This is a genomic window from Sinobacterium caligoides, from assembly GCF_003752585.1.
GTDB lineage: Bacteria > Pseudomonadota > Gammaproteobacteria > Pseudomonadales > Sinobacteriaceae > Sinobacterium > Sinobacterium caligoides.
In genome coordinates, this window is sequence record NZ_RKHR01000004.1 from 654,127 (window position 1) to 676,331 (window position 22,205).

Consider the following 22,205-nt stretch of genomic DNA (forward strand, 5'->3'; position numbering starts at 1 on the left):
CATAGGGCAAAAAAATAGCGTCTAACTTCGATGAAAACCTCGAGACTTTGTCGCTATTTTCGATAAACCTTCAGAATAACTATTTTTTAGTTGCAAAAACCCTAAAAAATGGGGCAAAATCGCTGCATCATGTCAAAAACGCAGAATTGCGAGGCTTATTTCGCGAATTCTTAGAAGATAGCGACTTAATTAAGTATTTTAATCTGCTTTTTTGATCTAACTCCAAACTTGACGAGCCAGAAACTGCTCGTCTTGCCCAAGAGGTTCGCGATGGCAAAAATTCTCTTACTGAACGGCCCCAACCTAAACCTATTGGGCACACGTGAACCGGAAATTTACGGCAGCACCACCCTCGCCGATATCGAGCAACGACTCGCTAAGCAAGCTAATGCGGCAGGCCACCAGCTCGACACCCTACAGAGCAACGCAGAACACCTGATCATCGAGCGAATTCACGCCGCCAGAGATGAAGTTGACTTCATTATTATCAACCCCGCTGCCTTTACCCACACCAGCATTGCCATTCGCGATGCGCTGGCCGGCACCGCCATCCCTTTTATCGAGATACATCTCTCAAACGTGCACGCACGTGAACCTTTCCGCCAACACTCCTACCTTGCCGACATCGCCACTGGCGTCATCTGTGGCTTAGGTGTGGATGGCTACGATCTTGCGCTCCAGGCCGTCATCAGACGTCTCGAGCAACACTAAACTGCGGTACATTCATCGCCAATAACCATAGGTAATCTTTCATGGATATCAGAAAAGTAAAAAAACTCATTGAGTTGCTAGAAGAGTCAAATATTGACGAGCTTGAGATAAAAGAGGGTGAAGAGTCGGTTCGCATCAGTCGCCGTGGTTCTGCCCCTGCCGCTCCTGTCTATAGCGCGCCCGTCGCTCCCGCACCTGTTGCTGCCGCCGTTGCACCCGCAGCAGCCGCTCCTGTTGCTCCTTCTGCCCCTGCGGCACCGGCAGGCCATAGCGTTAACTCTCCGATGGTAGGCACCTTCTATCGCTCTCCTGCCCCAGGTGCGTCGGCGTTTGTTGAAGTTGGCCAACAAGTTAAAGAAGGCGATGTCATCTGCATCGTCGAGGCAATGAAGATGATGAACCAGATCGAGGCCGACAAGTCCGGCACCGTTCAAGCGATTCTTGCCGAAGACTCTCAACCTGTCGAATTCGATCAGCCACTCATCACCATTGGTTAATCGGTAGATACAACGAGGATCTCCACCATGGAAAAAGTTGTTATTGCCAACCGCGGCGAGATTGCACTGCGCATACTCCGCGCCTGTAAAGAGTTGGGCATTAAAACTGTCGCTGTACACTCTACCGCCGACCGCGATCTGAAGCACGTTCGTCTAGCCGACGAAGCCGTTTGCATCGGACCCGCTCAGTCGACGGAAAGCTACCTCAACGGCCCACGTATCATCAGTGCCGCAGAAGTCACTGGCGCCGACGGCATCCACCCTGGTTATGGCTTCTTAGCCGAAAACGCGGAGTTCGCCGACCAGGTTGAAAACAGCGGTTTCACCTTCATCGGCCCCACGGCGGACACCATCCGCATCATGGGCGATAAGGTTGCTGCGATCCGCTCGATGATCAAGGCTGGCGTCCCCACCGTACCGGGTTCCAACGGCCCCCTGACCGAGGAATCTGACCGCTCGCTACGCATCGCTCGTGAGATTGGCTTCCCCGTCATCATCAAGGCGGCAGCAGGTGGTGGCGGCCGCGGTATGCGCGTCGTCAACGAAGAAAACGACCTACTGAGCTCAATCCAGCTCACTAAGTCCGAGGCGCGCATTGCCTTTGGTGATGACACGGTTTATCTAGAAAAATTTCTCGGTAACCCCCGCCACGTCGAAATCCAAGTGCTGGCCGATGGCCAGGGCAATGCCGTTCACCTCTTCGATCGCGACTGCTCACTACAGCGCCGCCACCAAAAGGTTATCGAAGAGGCACCGGCACCGGGCATTCCCGACGATATTCGCGAGAAAGTGGCGATGGACTGCGTAAAAGCTTGCGTCGAGATCGGCTACCGTGGCGCCGGCACCTTTGAGTTTCTCTACGAGGATGGCCGCTTCTACTTCATCGAAATGAACACCCGCGTGCAGGTAGAGCATCCTGTAACCGAGATGATCACCGGTGTCGACATCGTCAAATGGCAGCTTCGCATCGCCAGTGGCGAGAAACTGACCTTGAAGCAGGAAGATATTAAAATCAACGGCCACTCCATCGAGTGTCGCATCAACGCCGAAGATTCCAAGACCTTCATGCCAAGCCCAGGTATGGTCACACACTATCACGCCCCAGGCGGTAACGGCATCCGTGTCGACTCCCACCTGTACAGCGGCTATAGCGTGCCACCACACTACGACTCACTCATTGCCAAGCTCATCACTTACGGTAGCACTCGTGAAGAGGCGCTAAACCGGATGAATAATGCGCTCGACGAGATGGTCATAGAAGGTATTCGCTGCAATGCTGCTCTGCACAAAGAGCTCATTAACGACCCAGGTTTCCGTCGTGGTGGTGTCAATATTCACTACCTAGAAAAGAAGCTTGGACTGCAGTAACCGCTAGAACGCACCAGTGTTTACTCCCCAGCCCTGCGCTGGGGAGTAACACCTCCCTTTTCTTCTCCAAGCTTATTCTCTGTCAGTAACAACATCATCCTCGCTAGATTCGATACGGATTCATTTGCCTTTTACACCCGGCGCTATAGAATCGCACCCACTCTCTCTGCTAGCGGATATCTCCATGCCTTGGATTCAGATCAACTTCGACACCGACCCAGAACACGCCTCAGGCCTCGAAGATGCCTTACTAGAGGCTGGCAGTGTCGCCGTTACCCTGCAAGACAACGCCGACCAACCGCTATTCGAACCCGCCCTCGGTGAAACCCCACTGTGGTCACAGACACGAGTAACAGCACTATTCGATGCAGAAGTTGATCTACAGATGGCGCTGCGTATGATCGAAGCCTGCTATCAGCAACCACTACCACCACATCGCAGTGAAATTCTCGAAGACAAAGACTGGGAACGCGAGTGGATTAAAAGCTATCAACCAATGTGCTTTGGTGACCGCCTGTGGATTTGCCCGAGCTGGATTGAGCCCCCCGAGCCTACAGCCGTCAATATTCTACTCGATCCCGGCCTCGCCTTCGGTACAGGCACCCACCCAACCACAGCCCAGTGTTTAGAGTGGCTTGACGCCGCCGAGCTGAAGGACAAGGTGGTCGTCGATTACGGTTGCGGCTCCGGCATCCTCGCTATTGCCGCATTATTACTCGGAGCTAGTAAAGTCATCGGCGTCGATATCGACCCTCAAGCCCTGCTTGCTAGCCGCGATAATGCCCGCCGTAATAACATCGAAGACGAGCGCTTCGAACTCTATTACCCCACACAAATGGCCGAGCACCACCCCGACCTAAAGGCTGACCTCGTGCTCGCCAATATCCTTGCTGGCCCTCTCGTTGAGCTCTCGGACACCCTCATCGAGCTAGCCAAACCTGGTGCCGACATCGTTCTCTCCGGTGTACTCGACGTACAGGCAGACAGCATTCGCGAGTGCTATAGCAAGCGTTGCGAGGTACTCAAGATCGTCAACCAGGAGGAGTGGATCCGTGTCGATGCCAGAAAACCAGCGGACACATTGCCCAAGTAGCGCACAAAGCAAACACGAAGCACTGGAAGTCAACGAAGCTTAACGTGATAATGAAGGCTTCGACCTTATTTTATCACTCTACGTACGAATTATATGGATCAGGATACTAGCCTCACTATGGACACGAAGGTCACTCAGTGCCCCAACTGCCAAACCGCCTTTCGAGTGACCGGTCAACAACTCACGCTCGCCGCTGGCAGTGTGCGCTGCGGCTCGTGCCTGCATATATTTCAAGCTGACACTCACTGGCTGGACGAGGAAGGTAACGCCCCTCTATTAAGCAACGACAGTGATAAAGACGACCCACTATTTGATTTCAAAATTGGTGACGACACGGTTATTCCCGACCACCTTAGTCACGAGTTCGCATTCGATGATGACGAAGACGCCGCCGAGGATAAGCCGAGCCAGTTTAGCGATAGCTTCATCAATCTAAAGGGCATCGGCGAGAGCCACAGCTTTAACGATATCGACGTCTTCGAAAGCAACAGCGACAATGAGGACGAAGGCGATGAAGACGAGGCTTGGGCGAAGGCCCTACTCGAGGAAATCGAGCAGAGTAGTGCAGAGGAGTTGCGTGCAGAGAATCACGTCGCCCCTCCCAGCACCCCCCCACCCGCTACCGCTCAAACGAGCAACAGCAGCAATATCGCACCAGCGCCAGAAGGGGGAAAAGAAGAGGGAAAGGAAGCAACTTGTGACAATAGCCTGCTCAGCGCCAGCGCCCCGATCAGCGAGCGCCAAGCATTAGTCAATGCTATTGAGAGCGAACCATTAGAGCTACATCACAGTCGGGAGTCACGGTTCCCTCAGGCTATCTGGGGTGGACTCAGCATCCTCGCACTCGTTGTACTGCTCTTTCAGTACGCCTGGTTCAATATGACAGAGCTCGCCCACAATCCCAAGCTGCGCCCCTGGTACCAGCAAGCCTGCTCCTTCATCGGCTGCGAGCTACCTCGCCTACAAGACACGAATAAAATAGCGAGCCACAACCTCGTGGTTCGCCCCAGTGCCGACAACCCGAAGCTATTAAACCTGGACATGATCATTATTAATAATGCTACATTTGCTCAGCCCTACCCCAATATCCGCATAACTTTCAGCGACATGAACAACACCCTTGTCAGTAGTAGAGCGCTGTCACCGGGTCAATACTTACGCGGTGAGCTCGACGGTAGTCGCACCATGCCACCACAGCGACAAATTCACATTGCGCTCAAGATCATCAGCCCCAGTGATGACGCAACCAATTACCGAGTCAGCTTCGAACCGACAGAAAAGAAATAAGCAAGCCCCTAAACGGAAAAAAACGTACAAAAAAACACCAACTTTTCCCCCTTAGAGTCTTTTACCTCCCTGTCGGAAACGGTATCATAGCGCCCTCCTAAACAGCCTTGACCTCCCTAACACTAACAGAGTCGCTCTGCGACGCTTTGTTAATGCTGTATATGTCCTTAATCGACGAGTAAAGGTAGTTGTTGATGTATATCGGCACATACAAAATTGACGGGAAGGCGGTGCTTGCGCCGATGGCTGGAGTCACTGATCGCCCATTTCGGCAGCTCTGTAAACAGCACGGTGCCGCGCTTGTTGTATCGGAGATGGTCACTAGTGATACGCGATTATGGAACACCCGAAAGTCTAAGCTGCGCTTAGATCACAGTGGAGAAATCGCACCACGAAGCGTGCAGATTGCTGGCGGAGACGCCGCCATGATGGCCGACGCTACACGCCAGAATATCGCTCTAGGTGCTCAGATTATCGACATCAACATGGGCTGTCCGGCAAAGAAAGTGTGTAAAAAAGCGGCTGGCTCAGCGCTATTAAAAGATCAAGGGTTAGTGCAAGAGATTTTGCTTGCATCCGTTGAGGCGGCAGGGCCCGTGCCTGTCACACTAAAGATACGTACCGGCTGGTCTCCTGAGCATCGCAACGGGGCAACCATCGCCCGTATCGCAGAGGATTGTGGCATCAGCGCGCTGGCGGTACACGGTCGTACGAGGAGTGACGCCTACAAGGGCGAAGCAGAGTACGACACTATCGCCGCCATCGCCGCCAGCGTCGACATCCCCGTCTTCGCCAACGGTGACATCGATAGCCCGGAGAAGGCCGCACAAGTGCTGGCTTATACCGGCGCCGACGCTGTCATGATCGGGCGAGCAGCACAAGGCAAGCCTTGGCTGTTTGAACAAATTAATCAATACCTTAGCCAAGGGATAAAGTTGGCCGATCCTACTAAGGATGAGATTTTTAATATTATGAGCGGCCATATCCAGCAGCTCTATGCCTTTTACGGCGAATACATGGGGGTACGCATAGCCCGCAAACACGTGGGCTGGTACTTACAGCAACACCAGATTAACCGTCAACTCAAGCAACAATTTAATCAGCTTGAGAGTGCCAACGAGCAGCAGAGGCTACTGGCACATATTTTTGACGTCGAACTAAGCTAGGAGCAACAGCATGACCCAAACAGATTCTCCAACTCTCACACCAGAGAGCCCTGGTAACGAACTGAAGAACAACTTTACACAGGCCCCCGTTGCCTCTGCACAGACTCTACGCGACAGTGTCGAGACGGCGCTCAACAACTACTTCGCTCACCTCGATGGGCAGCCAGTAACTCAAGTCTACGACATGGTATTAGCCGAAGTAGAGGCACCACTGCTTGAGCGGGTGATGAAGTACACCCGTAATAATCAGACTAAGGCCTCCGTCATCCTCGGCCTAAATCGCGGCACCCTGCGCAAAAAACTCAAGCAGTACGACCTGCTTTAACAGATAGAGAGGCGAGCCTAGGCTCGCCTCTTTTGTAACTAATTATAGAAAGTAGCACACCTACTCGCCCCACTGTTCCACATAACAAACTCCTGCATAAGAGATTAGCCATGAGCAACCTACATCCCGTTAAACGCGCATTAATCAGCGTTTCCGACAAGAGCGGAATCGTCGAATTTGCCACTGAACTCAGCGCCCAAGGCGTCGAGATCCTCTCGACTGGCGGCACTTATAAGCTCCTCAAAGAAAACAATATCAATGTTGTCGAAGTCTCAGAGTACACCGGCTTCCCCGAAATGATGGATGGCCGCGTCAAGACATTGCACCCGAAAGTGCACGGTGGCATCCTCGGCCGTCGCGGCACCGATGAGCAAATAATGAGCGAACACGGTATCGACGCGATCGACATGGTCGTAGTGAACCTATACCCCTTCTCCGCCACCGTCGCCAACCCTGACTGCTCGCTCGAAGACGCCATAGAAAACATCGATATCGGTGGCCCAACCATGGTACGCGCCGCGGCCAAGAACCATGCGCACGTCAACATCGTCGTCAACGCCGGTGACTACACCGCCATTATCGCCGAGATGAAAACTAACGACGGCGCTACCAGCCTAGAGACCCGTTTCGATCTCGCTATCAAAGCCTATGAGCACACCGCCGCATACGATGGCGCCATCGCCAATTACTTCGGCAAGAAAGTACCCGGTGGTAACGAGAACTTCCCGCGTACCTTCAACAGCCAATTCATCAAAGCGCAGGACATGCGCTACGGTGAGAACCCACACCAGAACTCGGCCTTTTATGTCGAAGCCTCTCCGCAACAAGCCTGTATCGCCACGGCGAAGCAGCTGCAAGGTAAGGCCCTATCCTACAACAACATCGCCGATACCGATGCAGCCCTTGAGTGCGTTAAGAGCTTTGATGCGCCCGCCTGTGTCATCGTCAAACACGCCAATCCGTGTGGTGTTGCCGTTGCCGACAACATTCTAGATGCCTATAACCTCGCTTTCGCCACCGATACCGAGTCCGCCTTCGGTGGTATCATAGCCTTCAACCGCCCCCTTGATGCCGCCACGGCACAGGCCATCGTCGAGCGCCAGTTCGTCGAGGTCATTATCGCCCCTAGCGTCTCTGCCGAGGCCATTGAGATTGTCACCGCTAAAAAGAATGTGCGCCTACTCGAGTGCGGTCAATGGGAAGAGGCAACTCACTCCTTCGACTATAAGCGCGTCAACGGCGGACTATTAGTGCAAGACCGCGATCAAGGCATGGTAATCGGTGCCGACTTAAAAGTCGTCAGTCAACGCCAACCTTCAGAAGAAGAGATCCGCGACCTGTTATTTGCTTGGAAGGTGGCCAAGTTCGTTAAGTCTAACGCTATCGTCTTCGCCAAGAATTGCCAGACTGTCGGTGTCGGTGCAGGCCAGATGAGCCGTATCAACTCCGCGCGCATCGCTGGCATCAAAGCCGAACACGCTGGTTTCGAAGTAGCTGGTTCAGTCATGGCATCCGACGCCTTTTTCCCCTTCCGTGATGGCATCGACAATGCCGCACAGTCGGGCATCAGTTGCGTGATTCAACCCGGCGGCTCTATGCGTGACGAAGAAGTCATTGCCGCAGCCGACGAAGCTGGCATGGCCATGGTCTTCACCGGTATGCGCCACTTCCGCCACTAAATCGCCCACACTGAATGATCTAGCCACCATAGCGTCTAGCGAAACACCGCTGGCGCTATGGGCAGGGTGCGGCCAGCCTCGTAGCGCGACCGCACCTAGGCAATGACACGGAGTTATAACCATGAATGTACTAATAATCGGTGGTGGTGGACGCGAGCACGCCCTCGCCTGGAAGGCCGCTCAATCACAAGACGTCGACACCGTCTTTCTAGCCCCCGGCAACGCCGGCAGCCTGGCAGAAGCTAAGCTAAAAAATGTTGATATCGACGTGATGGACTTTACCGCCCTCGCTGATTTCGCCGAGAGCAACCATTGCGCGCTCACCATTGTCGGCCCCGAGGCCCCCCTCGTCGAAGGTGTCGTCGACTATTTTGCAAGCCGCCAGTTACGCTGCTTTGGTCCTAGCCAAGGCGCCGCTCAACTCGAAGGCTCTAAAGCCTTTACCAAAGACTTTCTACAGCGCCATAACATCCCTACCGGTGCCTATCAGAACTTTACCGAAGTCGAGCCTGCCATCGCCTATCTGCGCCAGATGGGTGCCCCGATTGTAGTCAAGGCTGACGGTCTTGCTGCCGGCAAAGGCGTCATCGTCGCCGAGACCTTAGAGCAAGCCGAAGAAGCGGTCCGCGACATGCTTTCCGGCAACGCCTTCGGCGATGCAGGCTGCCGCGTCGTCATCGAAGAGTTTCTCGCCGGCGAAGAGGCGAGTTTCATCGTCATCGTTGACGGTGAAAACGTTCTCGCAATGGCTACCAGCCAAGACCACAAACGCGTTGGTGAAGGTGACACCGGTCCCAACACTGGCGGCATGGGCGCATACTCACCAGCCCCTGTGGTCACTGATGTTATCCATCAACGCATTATGGATGAAGTCATCTACCCAACCGTTCGCGGCATGGCTAGCGAAGGCAACGACTATACCGGCTTCCTCTATGCCGGCTTGATGATCGACGCCGACGGCACACCAAAGGTAATCGAATATAACTGCCGCTTTGGCGACCCCGAGACCCAGCCCATCATGATGCGCCTGCAGTCCGATCTCGTCGCACTGTGCAACGCCGCCCTCGACAAGAAACTCGACCAAACCACAGCGCAATGGGATCCTCGCCCCGCTGTCGGCGTTGTTCTCGCCGCAGGCGGCTATCCCGCCGCCTACGACAAAGGCGACATCATCAGCGGTCTCGATACAATCGATGAGAGCATTGGCAAAGTCTTTCATGCTGGCACCAAGCTGATCGACGACAAGGTGACCACCTCAGGCGGTCGTGTACTCTGCGCCACAGCCCTCGGCCAAGATGTCACTACTGCACAGCAACAGGCTTACCGTCTCGTCAAGCAAATTGACTGGCCGGGCGTATACTACCGCACCGATATCGGTTATCGTGCTATTAAACGCGAATCAGCCTCTAAAAAATAACAACCAGCAACTTTAAGCAAGGCCGCCATCGACGGCGGCCCTGTCAGCCCGTTAACTGCTGGATTCAGGGAGAATGCAGCTTGAACCGGCTTCCAACGATCATCGCCACTCTTATCATCAGCACAATTTTCTTCCTCAGCCAAACGATTGCCTCGCCACATGTCGAGTTGAGCAGCAAGCAACAAAAAGTCGACCTAAAAAGCTATATCGACCTCTTCTTCGAGACGGGCACCCCGTTAGCCGTAAACGAATTACTGTCCCCGGAGATTCAGCAGCAATTCACGCCGTTCAATGGCTCTACATTACGCTTATCCTCACCAGACGAAACGCTTTGGCTACGCTTTAGTGTCCACAATCCCGGCAGCAACCACCACGTCGTTCTGCAGTTACTTCCCGACACCGTTAGCTACTATTCACTTTATCGTCTCGATAACAATCAACCGGTCCTTATTGGCCATGGTGGTGTCGCCACCCCTTTTCACCAACGAGCCATTACCATCCCGCCGCTACTGGAAAATATTTACCTCGACGAACACAGCCAAAACGACTTTCTTATACGCCTACAATCAGATCAACCCAGCGATATTCATCTGCTGCTACACGATGGCAACGCACTGTATCACCACCTTTCATATCGAAGCTGGCTAACCGGAGCCACACTCGGCATTTTTATCGTACTGCTCATCGCCAACCTCATATTCGCCCTACTACGTCGCAGCCCAATCTACCTTTTACACACTGGCTATATTTTTAGTCTAATAGGTCTGCTCAGCTCACAGTGGGGGTTTGGTTATTACCTCTACGGCCAAAACAACGACGGCTACTATAATAGCTTTATCTTCTTCGCTTACGTTGCATTCATACTCACCCTAGAGATGACACTGTTCATCTGCCGCCTACCGAGAAGATGGGGGTACAATGCTCACACGCTGATCAGAGGCCTACAGACAGCGAATATTACCGCCTTCCTTAGCTTACTCCTCTTCGGCCACACCGCCACCATAAGCCTTGGTTATCTGCTTGCAATTATTACCTCCCTTAGCATTATCCTTGTCTGCCTAACCAGCTATATTCAACAACAGAACCGCTACGCCTTATTTTTTGCCATCACCCGCCTACTCAATATCTGCGCTATCATCATCTACGCATTCAACAACTCATTAAATAGTGACGCTTATTTTGCTGGCGGCCTGATCATTGCGTCGATTGCACTAACTGAGATTTGCCTGATCAATACCACCTTGCTCACCCAATCCTTTCATCGTCTACGCCGCGACACCGCCCACGAAATAAACCGCGCCGTGCTCTACAACCAAAAGCAACAGCACAATATGTTACTGGGTGATATCAACACGCAGATAGGCACCCCCTTGAGCGATATGATGGCCATGGCAGGGCTATTACGCAAATCAACACTCAACGAACAACAGGATAGCCTACTCGCTCAATTACAAAACAATGTTCAAGCTCTACTCAACAACCTTGACGAGGTCATCGACGACAGTCGTATCAATAACGGCGAGATCTATCTCAATGACGACATTTTCGAGCTCAACCAACTCATCGAGCAATGCTGTGAAGGTTACCAACAAACTGCTGAACAGAAGCGTATTGAGCTGATCGCCAACACCCAACAAGCTTTCGCTCTACGCTGCCAAGGCGATAGGCATAGAGTACGGCAAATTTTACTCATCCTAATCAGCAACGCCATCAACAACACTGAGAATGGCGAGGTAGTCGTCAGCTGCAAGACCGCTTTTGTTGACGACGATAACGCCAATATTGCTATCACCATCAAGGACAATGGCCGCGGACTCAGCTACAACCAACAAAGGCGACTCTTTCAGCACACCAGCCCCTCACAGTATGACGCTCCGCTAGCAACAATTCATCGACTAGCCGAACTCATGGGCGGTAAGCTAAGTGTGCAGAGTCAAATTGGTAGCGGCTGCATCTTCCATCTATCACTACAGCTTCCTGCAAAGGCTTATGAAATCGATACCAGCGAGGCCACCAACAGTCTTTATGGTATCAAAGCCCTACTCGTCGACGACAACGAAAATAGCCGAGCTATCATGACGGACCTACTGCGTAGCTGGAATGTGCAAAGTGACTGGGCCAGTAATGCTAGTGAAGCCTTGGCTAAACTACGTAACAAAGCCAATATTCAAGACCACTACAACCTTATCCTAATCGACTACGACCTGCCTTCACTGAACGGCCTACAGCTCGCCGAACGCATCAAAGACGACCCTCAGCTAAATCAGCTCGATCACATCTCCCTCTTACTGACCTCGCCGCTGATAACGATCGAGGTAAGCCGCTACCGGGAAGCAGGTATCAGCCGTCGTATCGAAAAGCCCTTCGACCCACTGCAACTAAAGCTACTCCTCGCTGAGTTGATAAGGAAGCAAAATGCCATACGCGCAGACATCCAGCGAGCAACGTTGCAGCAGAATCATTTTGATAGTGAAAAAATCAATGTATTAGTCGCCGAAGACAATATTGTTTCTGCCAAAGTCATGTTGGGCATGTTGAAAAAGCTACAGGTCAACTGCCAAATCGTTAGCAACGGCCAAGAGGCGGTCGACAGCATAACTAACGGGCACTATCACCTAATTTTTATGGATTGTGAAATGCCCGTTATGGATGGTATCGCTGCGACGCGACGCATTCGTCAATGGGAGCACAAAAACGCGTTGCCGGAAATCCCCATTATCGCACTCACCGCCCACGTACAGAGCCACTATAAACAAGATAGCTTGGATGCAGGTATGAACGACCACCTTGCTAAGCCGGTGGACATACATCAGCTCCAACTCACGCTCAAACACTGGGCACCACTATTAGTCAATGACTGATATAATAGCCCCTCACCTCGCCCAACTAACAGGTATCAGTATGAGCCAGCGTCACTTTTCATTACTCGACAGACTCTGCATGGGGGCGGATACTGCGTTGCGCACTATCACTCCTGGCGCAGCCAAGGCTTTCCGTCATAACCCTGCCGATACAGCCAGCGAAGGTATCTCCGAAACGAGCCGTCAACATACTGCTGGCCTAATGCGCATCAACCATACTGGCGAGGTCTGCGCCCAAGCGCTCTACCAAGGCCAGGCCGCGACAGCAAAGCTTGTCGAGGTACGAGAATCAATGAATCAAGCTGCCGAAGAAGAGATAGACCACCTCGCCTGGTGCGAACAACGCGTACGTCAACTCGGCAGCCGCCCCAGTCTGCTCAACCCGGCCTTCTACGGTCTATCATTCACCATCGGCGCACTCGCTGGCATCGCGGGAGACAAGTACAGCCTTGGTTTTGTTGCTGCGACAGAGCAGCAAGTCTGCAAGCATCTCTCAGACCACCTCAAGCAGCTCGATGACGATGATCATAAGAGCCGCGCCATCCTCGAACAAATGCTCATCGATGAGGGGGAGCATGCTACCAGTGCACTCGAGGCCGGTGGTATCGATTTCCCGCAACCAGTAAAAAAGCTCATGAGCCTTACCGCCAAAGTCATGACAGCAACCACATACAGAATTTAACGCACTGACTTATCGAGCTTCAGCACGGTCTGCCGCATCTGAGCCCAGCGGCGCTAAGCCTCATGCATTTCATAGTCGTGACTAATCTCGACACCCGCAGCCTCAAGCATGATCGACGCCGAACAATATTTTTCTGCCGATAGCTGTACCGCGCGCTTCACCTGACTCTCCTTTAACGCCCTGCCTGTGACGATAAAGTGTAGATGCATCTTCGTAAACACAGCAGGGACTGCGTCGGCCCTCTCGGCTTTGATCTCCACTTTACAGTCAGTCACCTGCTGGCGTGACTTCTTCAGAATACTGATCACATCGTAATTAGAACACCCCCCCACCCCCAACAACAACATCTCCATTGGGCGAAAGCTCATATTACGACCACCATGATCTTCCGGGCCGTCCATTACTACGCTATGACCACTGCCGGACTCTCCGACAAACATCGCCCCATCGACCCACTTCACCATTGCTTTCATTATTTATACTCTTATCGAGACTGTATTATTCTATGCCTATTAACAGCTTACTAAGCCTGCCATTGACACGGCCATCATTAGCTGGGGATTAGTATACGAAAATCCGCAGCAGGAATCACAAGCAATCGCGCCAAAAGATCAACCCAATCACAGCAACCATCGCAGTGATGAAGTGAACAGGCAAAAGATGAAGGGGGTCACACTTCAACAAAACGTCACCCACATAACGCCCATCACACCTGTTTTTACTGGAAGAGTGGTGTATATTGGAGACAATACGGGGGAGGCAAGCAACCCTACTTAGTGTGCTAAATAACAATAAGAACGGTGCTAAGAGACACTATGTCCTCTATTTTGTAACCTATTTTTTTAAGGTTGATGTTTTTGGTTATGCTAGCTTTACAACCCGATCTACAACATCTCGATGACTTTCTACAACACTGCCATAAACGCCGCTACCCTGTTCGTAGCACGATTATATATGCCGGTGATAATAGTGACTCACTCTACTTCATCATCAGCGGCTCGGTCACCGTGGCGATCGAGGACAACAGCGATGGCCGCGAAATCATTGTCGCCTACCTTAACAAGGGAGACTTCTTTGGTGAGATGGGACTGTTCGACCAAGACTCGCGCAGCGCTTGGGTGCGCGCCAAGACAGAATGTGAAGTAGCGGAAATCAGCTACGCCAAGTTCAACGAACTTCGTGATCGCTACCCGGACATCCTCTTCGCACTCAGCAGCCAGATGGCCGAGCGCTTACGCTATACCACACGCAAAGTTGGCGACCTCGCCTTCCTTGACGTTACAGGTCGCGTTGCCCGCGCCCTACTTGACCTGAGCAAGCAACCCGACGCCCTCACTCATCCGGACGGCATGCAAATCAAGATCACTCGCCAAGAGATCGGCCGCATTGTCGGCTGTTCTCGCGAGATGGTCGGCAGGGTGTTAAAAACACTGGAAGAGCAAGGCCTTGTCCATGTGAAAGGCAAGACAATGGTGGTCTTCGGTACCCGATAGGCGACCACTTAAGACAAAAAAGCCGCCACAACGTTGTTATGGCGGCTTTTTTTATCCTAATTCACAATAGCTAAGACTAAAAGAATAAGCGCATCAACTGCTCACCCGGGTCGTCTGCGCGCATGAACGACTCTCCAACGAGGAAGGCGTTAACATCATGCCCCCGCATCGCCATCACATCGTCGATACTATGAATACCGCTCTCCGTCACGATAATACGATCGTCAGGAATCTCATCTAATAGATTGTAAGTATTGTCGAGACTGCATTCGAAGGTATGCAGGTTACGATTATTGATACCGATTAGACGCGTATTCAACGGTAGCGTGCGCCGTAACTCTTCTAGGTTATGCACTTCGATCAGTACATCCATACCCAGCTCTGTAGCCAAGTCAGCCAAGCGCCTCATCTGCCCATCAGACAGACAAGCGGCAATCAATAAAATACAGTCAGCGCCGATCGCCCTCGCCTCCACGACTTGGTACTCATCGACAATAAAGTCCTTGCGAATAACGGGCAGATCACAGGCATTACGCGCTATCTGTAAATACTCATTGCTGCCCTGAAAGAAGTCTGTATCAGTCAATACCGACAAGCAGGCCGCCCCCCCTTTCTGGTAGCTCTTGGCAATCATTTCCGGGTAGAAGTCTTCACGAATAACCCCCTTTGAGGGCGAGGCCTTCTTGATTTCAGCGATTACGGCGGCCTCACCAGCAGCCAGTCGTGCCTCCATGGAGGCAATAAAACCTCGCGGCTGCGACACCTCTACAGCCACTTCCTCCAGCTCGCGATAACTGCGCACAACCTTACGCTCTGCGACCTCTTCATGTTTTCGCTGAACGATAGTTTTTAAAATTGTCGGTGTACTCATAATATCCTCGGGCTCTCGGCCACTCAATGTTGGGCCTCAGCCACCTTTAGCGCCTGTGTAAACGTGACCAATTCGTCGAGTTTGCAGCTTGCAGCGCCACTACCGATGGCATCCTGAGCCATCAGCACACCCTCCGCTAAACTATCCGCTATATTGGCACAGTAAATAGCCGCACCGGCATTAAGCGCCACCATATCTGTCGCCGTGGTATTCTGCTGTTTGAAAGCAGAGCGGATCATTGCCAGACTCTCTTCCGGCCCACTGACGACGAGATCTGTTAAACTACCTCGCTGTAGCCCAAAGTCTTCTGGCGTAACACAATACTCACTAATAACACCGTCTTTCAGCTCTGCAATATAAGTCTTAGCGCCGATGCTGATCTCGTCCAAGCCATCTTCTGAGTGCGCAACCAGCACATGCTCAGCACCCAGCGCCTGCATCGCCTCTGCATAAGGGCGAACCCACGCCTTGGAGAAAACACCCAGCGATAAGTTACTCACCGCTGCCGGGTTAGTCAGTGGGCCGAGCAGATTAAAAATTGTTCGCGCCTTCAACTCACGGCGCGCTGCAATAGCATGCTTCATGGCGCTATGGTGATTAACCGCAAACATGAAGCCGATACCGACGGCCTGTACAGACTGCGCAACCTGCTCAATATTCAAGTCGAGACGAACACCTGCCGACTCGAGCAAATCCGCACTGCCTGAGCGTGAAGTTACCGATCGATTGCCGTGCTTCGCCACTCTAGCGCCGGCCGCCGCGGCAACAAAACTCGACGCAGTAGAGACATTAAACAAGCTCGATGCATCACCACCTGTGCCGACGATATCAACAAGATTATCACCGCTGAGTTCCACCTTAGAGGACAGCTCCCGCATCACGGAGGCAGCACCGACCAGCTCATCAACCGTTTCGCCTTTCATACGCAAGGCCACTAGCAGCCCACCTATCTGAGCGTCAGTAGCCGCCCCAGTCATTACTAGACGCATCACATCGGTCATTTCTGCCGTGCTTAAGTCCTCTCGCTCCATCAACCTGGCAATGGCTTGCTGTAAATCCATACTGCCTCCTAAAAGTCTATCTCGGTTATCGACACCGCTTCGGCATCATAATAAAACACGCTCAGCCGCAACTAGCGTCGGCCGCCCTTATAGCGCAGAAAGTTTGCCAGCAAATCATGCCCCTGCTCGGTCAGTATCGACTCGGGGTGGAACTGCACCCCCTCAATCTGTAGCTCTCGGTGCCGAACCCCCATGATTTCCTCGACACGACCATCGTCGTATTCTGTCCAAGCCGTCACCTCCAGACACTCAGGCAGCGTCTGCTGATCAATCACCAACGAGTGATAACGGGTGGCATTAAAAGGGTTGCTCAAACCAGTAAAAACGCCTTGATTATTATGTTTTACTGGTGATAGTTTGCCGTGCATAACACGACCGGCGCGAATCACATCGCCACCAAATACTTGACCAATACTCTGGTGCCCCAGGCAAATCCCCAGAATAGGCAGCTCTCCGGCAAAAGCTTCGATCACTTGCATCGAAACCCCGGCCTCGTTCGGCGTACAGGGACCCGGGGAGATCACTATTTGCTCGGGCGCTAACGCACGTATCTGCTCTACGCTAATTTCATCATTGCGGTAGACCACGACCTCGGCACCAAGTTCGGAGAAATATTGCACGATGTTGTAGGTAAAGGAATCGTAGTTGTCGATCATTAATAGCATGGCTTTATCCTCTGGCGGTGGGGTTATTGTGGTTGGGCCATAATGGCTGCGCGCATCACTGCACGTGCTTTATCCATGGTTTCCTTCCACTCCAGCGCCGGCACAGAGTCGGCAACGATGCCCGCCCCCGCCTGGACATTGAGAATGTTATCCTTAATCACCGCTGTACGAATCGCAATCGCGGTATCCATGTTACCGTTCCAAGACAGGTAGCCTACGGCTCCGCCGTAAACACCGCGCTTCACCAGCTCAAACTCGTCGATGATTTCCATCGCACGAATCTTTGGCGCGCCACTCAACGTTCCCGCGGGCAGTGTCGCCCTCAGTACATCCATCGCTGTCAGCCCTTCTTTTAACTGACCTGTCACATTAGAGACGATATGCATGACATGGGAATAGCGCTCTACCACCATCTGCTCTCCCACGTTGACACTACCAGTCTGCGAGACCCGACCTGCATCGTTACGCCCCAGGTCAATCAACATCAGATGCTCGGCAATCTCTTTCGGGTCGGCAAGTAAGTCCTTCTCTAAGGCAAGATCTTCCTCTTCATTGTGACCGCGCCTGCGCGTACCAGCAAGCGGGCGCACCACCACCTCACCATTCTCAAGTCGCGCTAAAATTTCCGGCGACGAACCCACTATATGAAAATCGCCCATATTTAAGAAAAACATATAGGGCGAGGGGTTTAGCCGACGCAGAGCACGATAAAGGTTAATCGGTTGCGCCGTAAACGGCGCACGCAGGCGCTGTGATGGCACCACCTGCATCACGTCACCAGCGTGTATATACTCCTTAATACTTTCAACCGCCTGCTCGAACGCTTGCTGACCAAAAACAGAGGAGAAATCGGCTTCACTCAAATTCCCGCCGGCACAGTCATTGACCGCCAGCTTATCGAGTTTTGGCCCCGGCTGTGGCAGTCTATTTTCCAGTTCATCAAGACGCTCTAATGCACGCTGATAAGCATCTGACTCCTCGGGGTTGGCGTGAGTAATCAGGTGTAAGATACCAGAGAGATTATCGAAGATAAGCACATCTTCCGACACCATCAATAGGATATCCGGCGTGCCAATCTGGTCGTCAGGGCAGCTGTCACGCAGCTTCGGTTCAATATAGCGCACCGCATCGTAGCCGAAATAACCCACTAAACCGCCATTAAACATCGGCAAGCCTTCGAGAGTAGGTACCCTATAGCGCTGCTGAAATTGCTCAATAAATTCGAGTGGGTCGATACAAGTCTGTGACTCAACGACCTCACCATCTGTGACGACCTCAACCAGCTGGTCGGTCACCCGCAATAACGTTCGACAAGGAAGGCCAATAATAGAGTAACGCCCCCACTTCTCACCGCCTTGAACAGACTCGAAGAGGTAAGAATAGGTGCCGTTAGCCAGCTTTAGGTAGGCGGATACTGGCGTATCCATGTCGGCTAAAACTTCACGTACCACTGGGATACGGTTATAGGACTGAGCGGCGAGCTCAGCAAATTTTTCTGGTGTCATGGGTGTTCCTATTAGCAAGATATTAATCGCAATGTTCTATTGCCTGTGCTGTACACAAGCCTTGAGCATTACCATCGCCAACAAGTTATATCTCGCATCGATTGAGCCACGTTTAGCCCACCTGTGGAAAACACCACCCTAGTCACCTTCAATTCTAATCATTTATGTTGCGGCTATTGTACCCACGCTCTTGTTACCAATACAAGCCCGGGGGCCTCAGCAGAAAGACTTCAAGACCAGTCCGCCACCAGCTCAAGCAGGTTATCCGCCACTCTATCGGGGTTATCCTGCGCGATCGGTCTACCGTGGTTATAACCATAGGTTAAACCGACCACCGGCATCATGGCCGCTCGCGCCGCTTTGATGTCATTGCAGGAGTCACCAATCATTAAACTGTCCGTCGCTGCCACACCCAGCTGACGACAGGCTTCTAGTAGCATTTGAGGGTGCGGCTTGCCATTGGCAACACTATCACCGCCGAGCACTACGGAGAAATACTGCTCAATCTTGAAACTCTTCAACAACGCAGGCACAAAGGCGATCGGCTTGTTCGTCACGATAGCCAGCGGCACCTTGCGAGCCTGCAACCAAGGAAGAAACTCCGCCACTCCGGGATAGAGCACACTCGCAGCGTTTAGGTAGCGACTATAGGCTGTCTCGAAAAGCGCTAGCGCCGCCTTGACCTCACCCTCAACAACCTCATATTCCTCTGCATCGCGCGCGTCCGCTAGGGCACGATGGACAAGAACATAGGCGCCCTTGCCAACCCATAAACGCACCTTATCCTCCCCCGCCGCGGCAAAGCCTAGCTGCTGCAACATGGCGTCAACGGCCATCGCCAAATCGGGCACGCTGTCAACTAGCGTGCCGTCTAAATCAAATAATACTGCCTTCGGTAATGTCTGCATTATCATACTTTTGCCAGCTCGCTGCGCAGTGCGTCAATAGCCTGTTTATAATCTGGCTTATTAAAGATGGCCGAGCCCGCAACAAAAGTGTCTACACCGAGCTCGGCAATTTCACGAATATTATCGGCACTAACACCGCCATCAATTTCCAGGCGAATATCGAAACCACTAGCATCGATAAGCTGGCGTACCTCGGCAATCTTCGGCAGTACGCTAGGAATAAACTTCTGCCCGCCAAACCCTGGATTAACCGACATCAACAAAATCATGTCCAGTTTATCCATCACATATTGCAAGGGCTCTAGCGACTCCGCAGGGTTCAGCACCAAGCCAGCCTTGCAGCCCAGTTCTTTAATCAGTTGTAATGAGCGATCGAGGTGCTCACTGGCCCCCGGGTGAAAGGTGATGTAGGTCGCCCCCGCCTTGGCAAACTCAGTAATCAAGCTATCGACAGGGCTGACCATCAAATGCACATCGATAGGGGCCATAACGCCGTAGTCACGCAACGCCTTACACATCATCGGACCAAAAGTCAGGTTCGGCACATAATGGTTATCCATCACATCAAAATGTACGATATCTGCTCCCGCCGCCAGCACATTACTAACATCTTCACCCAGGCGAGCAAAGTCTGCTGAAAGTATTGAAGGAGCTATTTTATAGTCGGCCATGTAAACCTCAAATGTGAACAGTGTAATGGGCAGCGCCCGAGCAATGATGAAATTTTCAGCGCAGTTTACTCCTCTCCACTGAAGAGTTCACCCACCCCCTAACAAATAACCCTGTAGAACTTTTCTACTTAAGCTTAAGCGTCGAGCAACCGATTCAACTCTTCTAGGCGCTGTGGCGTGCCAATATCATACCAGCGCCCCCCATGTCGCTCACCGCTCACCCGCCCCTCGGCTATCGCTTTGCGCAACAACGGCCCCAGCGGTCCTGTCGTTGACGACAAGCCTGAAAATAGCTCCGGTGAGAGTATGCTAATACCAGAAAACGTCAGACTAGCCCCTACATTACCGATCGTTCCATCATCAGCGAGTCGGAAGTCACCAAGCGGATGCTGCACGGGGTTATCGACAAGAACTAAGTGCGCTAATTCACCCTCCGCCAATGAGCGTCGGCTGATCACCGACAGTGAATAATCGGTCCAGATATCCCCATTAACAACAATAAAGGGGTGATCACCCAATAACGGCAATGCCTTTAGAATACCGCCCGCTGTTTCCAGCGGCGTCCCCTCATCAGAGTAATGTAACCTCACGCCCCATCGCGCGCCGTCACCGAGAGTCCGTGGAATCTGCTCACCAAGCCAGCCAAGGTTAATCACAATATCGCTGATGCCCGCTGCCGCCAACGCCTCGACGTGATATTCAATAAGCGGCTTTCCCGCCACCTGCAACAAAGGTTTGGGGCGATGTAAGGTCAATGGCTGCATCCGTTTGCCAAAGCCCGCAGCTAAGATCATTGCCCTCATGAGCGCTGAAACCAAGGTTGTTGCTCGGCCAGCGGCAGAATAGTTTCGCTAAACCACTTCGAGAAACTCTCAAGCTCCGGATAGAGGCCCGCTACCTCTTCGACATAGGCAATAACGCGGGGCAGGTCGACTAGATAAGCTTCCTTGCCATCGCGCAGCCACAGCCGGCAAAATATTCCTAGCACTTTTATATGGCGCTGCAGGCCCATCAAGTCAAACCAACGCAACCACTGCCCAGTATCAAAACTCTGGCCTGTCAGAGCTTGATAACTTAAGCGGTACTGCTCAACCCACGCGACCACCTGCTCCCTTGGCCAGCGCACATAACAATCCTTCAGTAACGACACCAAATCGTAACTAACGGGACCTAATACCGCGTCCTGAAAGTCAATGACACCCAGTTGCTTGCCAACAATCATGATATTTCTCGCATGATAGTCTCTATGCACGACGACCTGAGGCTGCTGCTGGGCGGAGGCAACCAGGATGTCATTCAGTGACGCCAGTAAGGCACTCTCCTTTGCACTCAGCGTATAATCCAACTCACGACTGACGAACCACTCGGCAAACAAGGCGAACTCGTTGCTTAATAACGATACTCCATAGACTGGCAAGTCACTTAGCGCACTCTGCGACAGCCTCAGCATCGAATCCATCGCCTGCGCATACCAGCCATCAACATTGCCCTCATTGAGCAGGGGTAACAACAGTTGGTCACCCAAGTCCTGCTGTAGAATAAAGCCCTGCTGGTAGTCAACGGCAATAATCTCGGGAGTCAAAACACCCGAGGCTCGCAGACCGTCGGCGATGGCGACAAATTCGTGATTCTTCTCCTTCTCCGGAGGCGCAGAAACTACGATATAGCTGCGCCCATTACTTTCTAAGCGATAATAATGACGAAAGCTAGCATCGCCGGAGACTGCCGCCCAGCAGTAGTCATCATTTGCTCCTATATTTAACTGAGCTAGAGTCCAATTTAATAGCTTGGCAACAGACAAATTGCGCCTCCGACGATTTCGCTTGTGGGAACAACGACAATAATGCTTTATTATCGACCATTTAGATGATTACAAATTGCCGAAGGTGTCGCTGCCGTGTTTCGTGTTTCAATATGCGTCACACCATAAAGCAGTGACGGCCCA

At 52.4% G+C, this 22,205-nt stretch carries 21 protein-coding genes; 12 read left to right on the forward strand and 9 right to left on the reverse strand.

Annotated features, from left to right (window positions below):
* Positions 1–270: 270 nt before the first annotated feature.
* The 11 genes from aroQ (at position 271) to coq7 (ending at position 13,086) form a co-directional block, all read left to right on the forward strand.
* Positions 271–711, forward strand: coding sequence for a type II 3-dehydroquinate dehydratase (aroQ, locus tag EDC56_RS09635; protein WP_123712307.1), 441 nt, complete (start codon positions 271–273; stop codon positions 709–711).
* Positions 712–752: 41 nt separating this feature from the next.
* Positions 753–1,208: an acetyl-CoA carboxylase biotin carboxyl carrier protein gene (accB, locus tag EDC56_RS09640; protein ID WP_123712308.1), complete on the forward strand. Its 456-nt coding sequence runs from the start codon at positions 753–755 to the stop codon at positions 1,206–1,208.
* Positions 1,209–1,235: 27 nt separating this feature from the next.
* Positions 1,236–2,576 carry an acetyl-CoA carboxylase biotin carboxylase subunit gene (gene accC / locus EDC56_RS09645; RefSeq protein WP_123712309.1) on the forward strand — a complete coding sequence of 447 codons (1,341 nt, stop codon included), beginning with the start codon at positions 1,236–1,238 and terminating at the stop codon, positions 2,574–2,576.
* 184 nt (positions 2,577–2,760) lie between these two features.
* Positions 2,761–3,669 carry a 50S ribosomal protein L11 methyltransferase gene (gene prmA / locus EDC56_RS09650; RefSeq protein WP_123712310.1) on the forward strand — a complete coding sequence of 303 codons (909 nt, stop codon included), beginning with the start codon at positions 2,761–2,763 and terminating at the stop codon, positions 3,667–3,669.
* 117 nt (positions 3,670–3,786) lie between these two features.
* A complete protein-coding gene (locus EDC56_RS09655) occupies positions 3,787–4,956 on the forward strand; it encodes a DUF3426 domain-containing protein (RefSeq protein ID WP_162844181.1) in 1,170 nt (389 codons plus the stop codon).
* 194 nt (positions 4,957–5,150) lie between these two features.
* Positions 5,151–6,122, forward strand: a complete 972-nt coding sequence (dusB, locus tag EDC56_RS09660; protein WP_123712312.1) for a tRNA dihydrouridine synthase DusB — start codon at positions 5,151–5,153, stop codon at positions 6,120–6,122.
* A gap of 10 nt (positions 6,123–6,132) precedes the next feature.
* The gene (gene fis / locus EDC56_RS09665) at positions 6,133–6,447 is read left to right on the forward strand and encodes a DNA-binding transcriptional regulator Fis (RefSeq protein WP_123712313.1); all 315 of its coding nucleotides are present in this window, start codon (positions 6,133–6,135) and stop codon (positions 6,445–6,447) included.
* A gap of 110 nt (positions 6,448–6,557) precedes the next feature.
* A complete protein-coding gene (gene purH / locus EDC56_RS09670) occupies positions 6,558–8,126 on the forward strand; it encodes a bifunctional phosphoribosylaminoimidazolecarboxamide formyltransferase/IMP cyclohydrolase (protein WP_123712314.1) in 1,569 nt (522 codons plus the stop codon).
* A gap of 121 nt (positions 8,127–8,247) precedes the next feature.
* Entirely contained in the window at positions 8,248–9,543 is a 1,296-nt protein-coding gene (gene purD / locus EDC56_RS09675; RefSeq protein WP_123712315.1) for a phosphoribosylamine--glycine ligase, read from the forward strand.
* A gap of 80 nt (positions 9,544–9,623) precedes the next feature.
* The gene (locus EDC56_RS09680) at positions 9,624–12,404 is read left to right on the forward strand and encodes a response regulator (RefSeq protein WP_123712316.1); all 2,781 of its coding nucleotides are present in this window, start codon (positions 9,624–9,626) and stop codon (positions 12,402–12,404) included.
* 40 nt (positions 12,405–12,444) lie between these two features.
* The gene (gene coq7, locus EDC56_RS09685) at positions 12,445–13,086 is read left to right on the forward strand and encodes a 2-polyprenyl-3-methyl-6-methoxy-1,4-benzoquinone monooxygenase (protein WP_123712317.1); all 642 of its coding nucleotides are present in this window, start codon (positions 12,445–12,447) and stop codon (positions 13,084–13,086) included.
* A gap of 53 nt (positions 13,087–13,139) precedes the next feature.
* Here the strand turns inward: coq7 and EDC56_RS09690 are convergent, their stop codons facing one another.
* Positions 13,140–13,559 (reverse strand): OsmC family protein, encoded by a 420-nt coding sequence (locus tag EDC56_RS09690; RefSeq protein WP_123712318.1) that lies wholly within the window; start codon positions 13,557–13,559, stop codon positions 13,140–13,142.
* A 390-nt stretch (positions 13,560–13,949) separates the two neighbouring features.
* Here EDC56_RS09690 and crp point away from each other — a divergent pair, with 390 nt between their 5' ends.
* Complete coding sequence (gene crp, locus EDC56_RS09695) at positions 13,950–14,579, forward strand: cAMP-activated global transcriptional regulator CRP (protein ID WP_425452460.1); 630 nt, start codon at positions 13,950–13,952, stop codon at positions 14,577–14,579.
* Positions 14,580–14,655: 76 nt separating this feature from the next.
* Here crp and trpC read toward each other — a convergent pair whose 3' ends face one another.
* The 8 genes from trpC to EDC56_RS09735 form a co-directional block, all read right to left on the reverse strand.
* Complete coding sequence (gene trpC, locus EDC56_RS09700) at positions 14,656–15,450, reverse strand: indole-3-glycerol phosphate synthase TrpC (protein WP_123712319.1); 795 nt, start codon at positions 15,448–15,450, stop codon at positions 14,656–14,658.
* Positions 15,451–15,473: 23 nt separating this feature from the next.
* The gene (gene trpD / locus EDC56_RS09705) at positions 15,474–16,511 is read right to left on the reverse strand and encodes an anthranilate phosphoribosyltransferase (RefSeq protein ID WP_123712320.1); all 1,038 of its coding nucleotides are present in this window, start codon (positions 16,509–16,511) and stop codon (positions 15,474–15,476) included.
* Positions 16,512–16,582: 71 nt separating this feature from the next.
* Positions 16,583–17,176, reverse strand: coding sequence for an aminodeoxychorismate/anthranilate synthase component II (locus tag EDC56_RS09710; protein ID WP_123712321.1), 594 nt, complete (start codon positions 17,174–17,176; stop codon positions 16,583–16,585).
* A 23-nt stretch (positions 17,177–17,199) separates the two neighbouring features.
* The gene (gene trpE, locus EDC56_RS09715; protein WP_123712322.1) at positions 17,200–18,681 is read right to left on the reverse strand and encodes an anthranilate synthase component I; all 1,482 of its coding nucleotides are present in this window, start codon (positions 18,679–18,681) and stop codon (positions 17,200–17,202) included.
* A 230-nt stretch (positions 18,682–18,911) separates the two neighbouring features.
* Complete coding sequence (locus EDC56_RS09720; protein ID WP_211333636.1) at positions 18,912–19,589, reverse strand: phosphoglycolate phosphatase; 678 nt, start codon at positions 19,587–19,589, stop codon at positions 18,912–18,914.
* Between the two features lie 2 nt (positions 19,590–19,591).
* Positions 19,592–20,260 carry a ribulose-phosphate 3-epimerase gene (gene rpe / locus EDC56_RS09725; RefSeq protein ID WP_123712324.1) on the reverse strand — a complete coding sequence of 223 codons (669 nt, stop codon included), beginning with the start codon at positions 20,258–20,260 and terminating at the stop codon, positions 19,592–19,594.
* A gap of 134 nt (positions 20,261–20,394) precedes the next feature.
* The gene (gene murU / locus EDC56_RS09730) at positions 20,395–21,063 is read right to left on the reverse strand and encodes an N-acetylmuramate alpha-1-phosphate uridylyltransferase MurU (protein ID WP_123712325.1); all 669 of its coding nucleotides are present in this window, start codon (positions 21,061–21,063) and stop codon (positions 20,395–20,397) included.
* Positions 21,060–22,061, reverse strand: a complete 1,002-nt coding sequence (locus EDC56_RS09735; protein ID WP_162844139.1) for an aminoglycoside phosphotransferase family protein — start codon at positions 22,059–22,061, stop codon at positions 21,060–21,062. The genes murU and EDC56_RS09735 overlap by 4 nt, the downstream gene beginning before the upstream one ends.
* Positions 22,062–22,205: the final 144 nt, after the last annotated feature.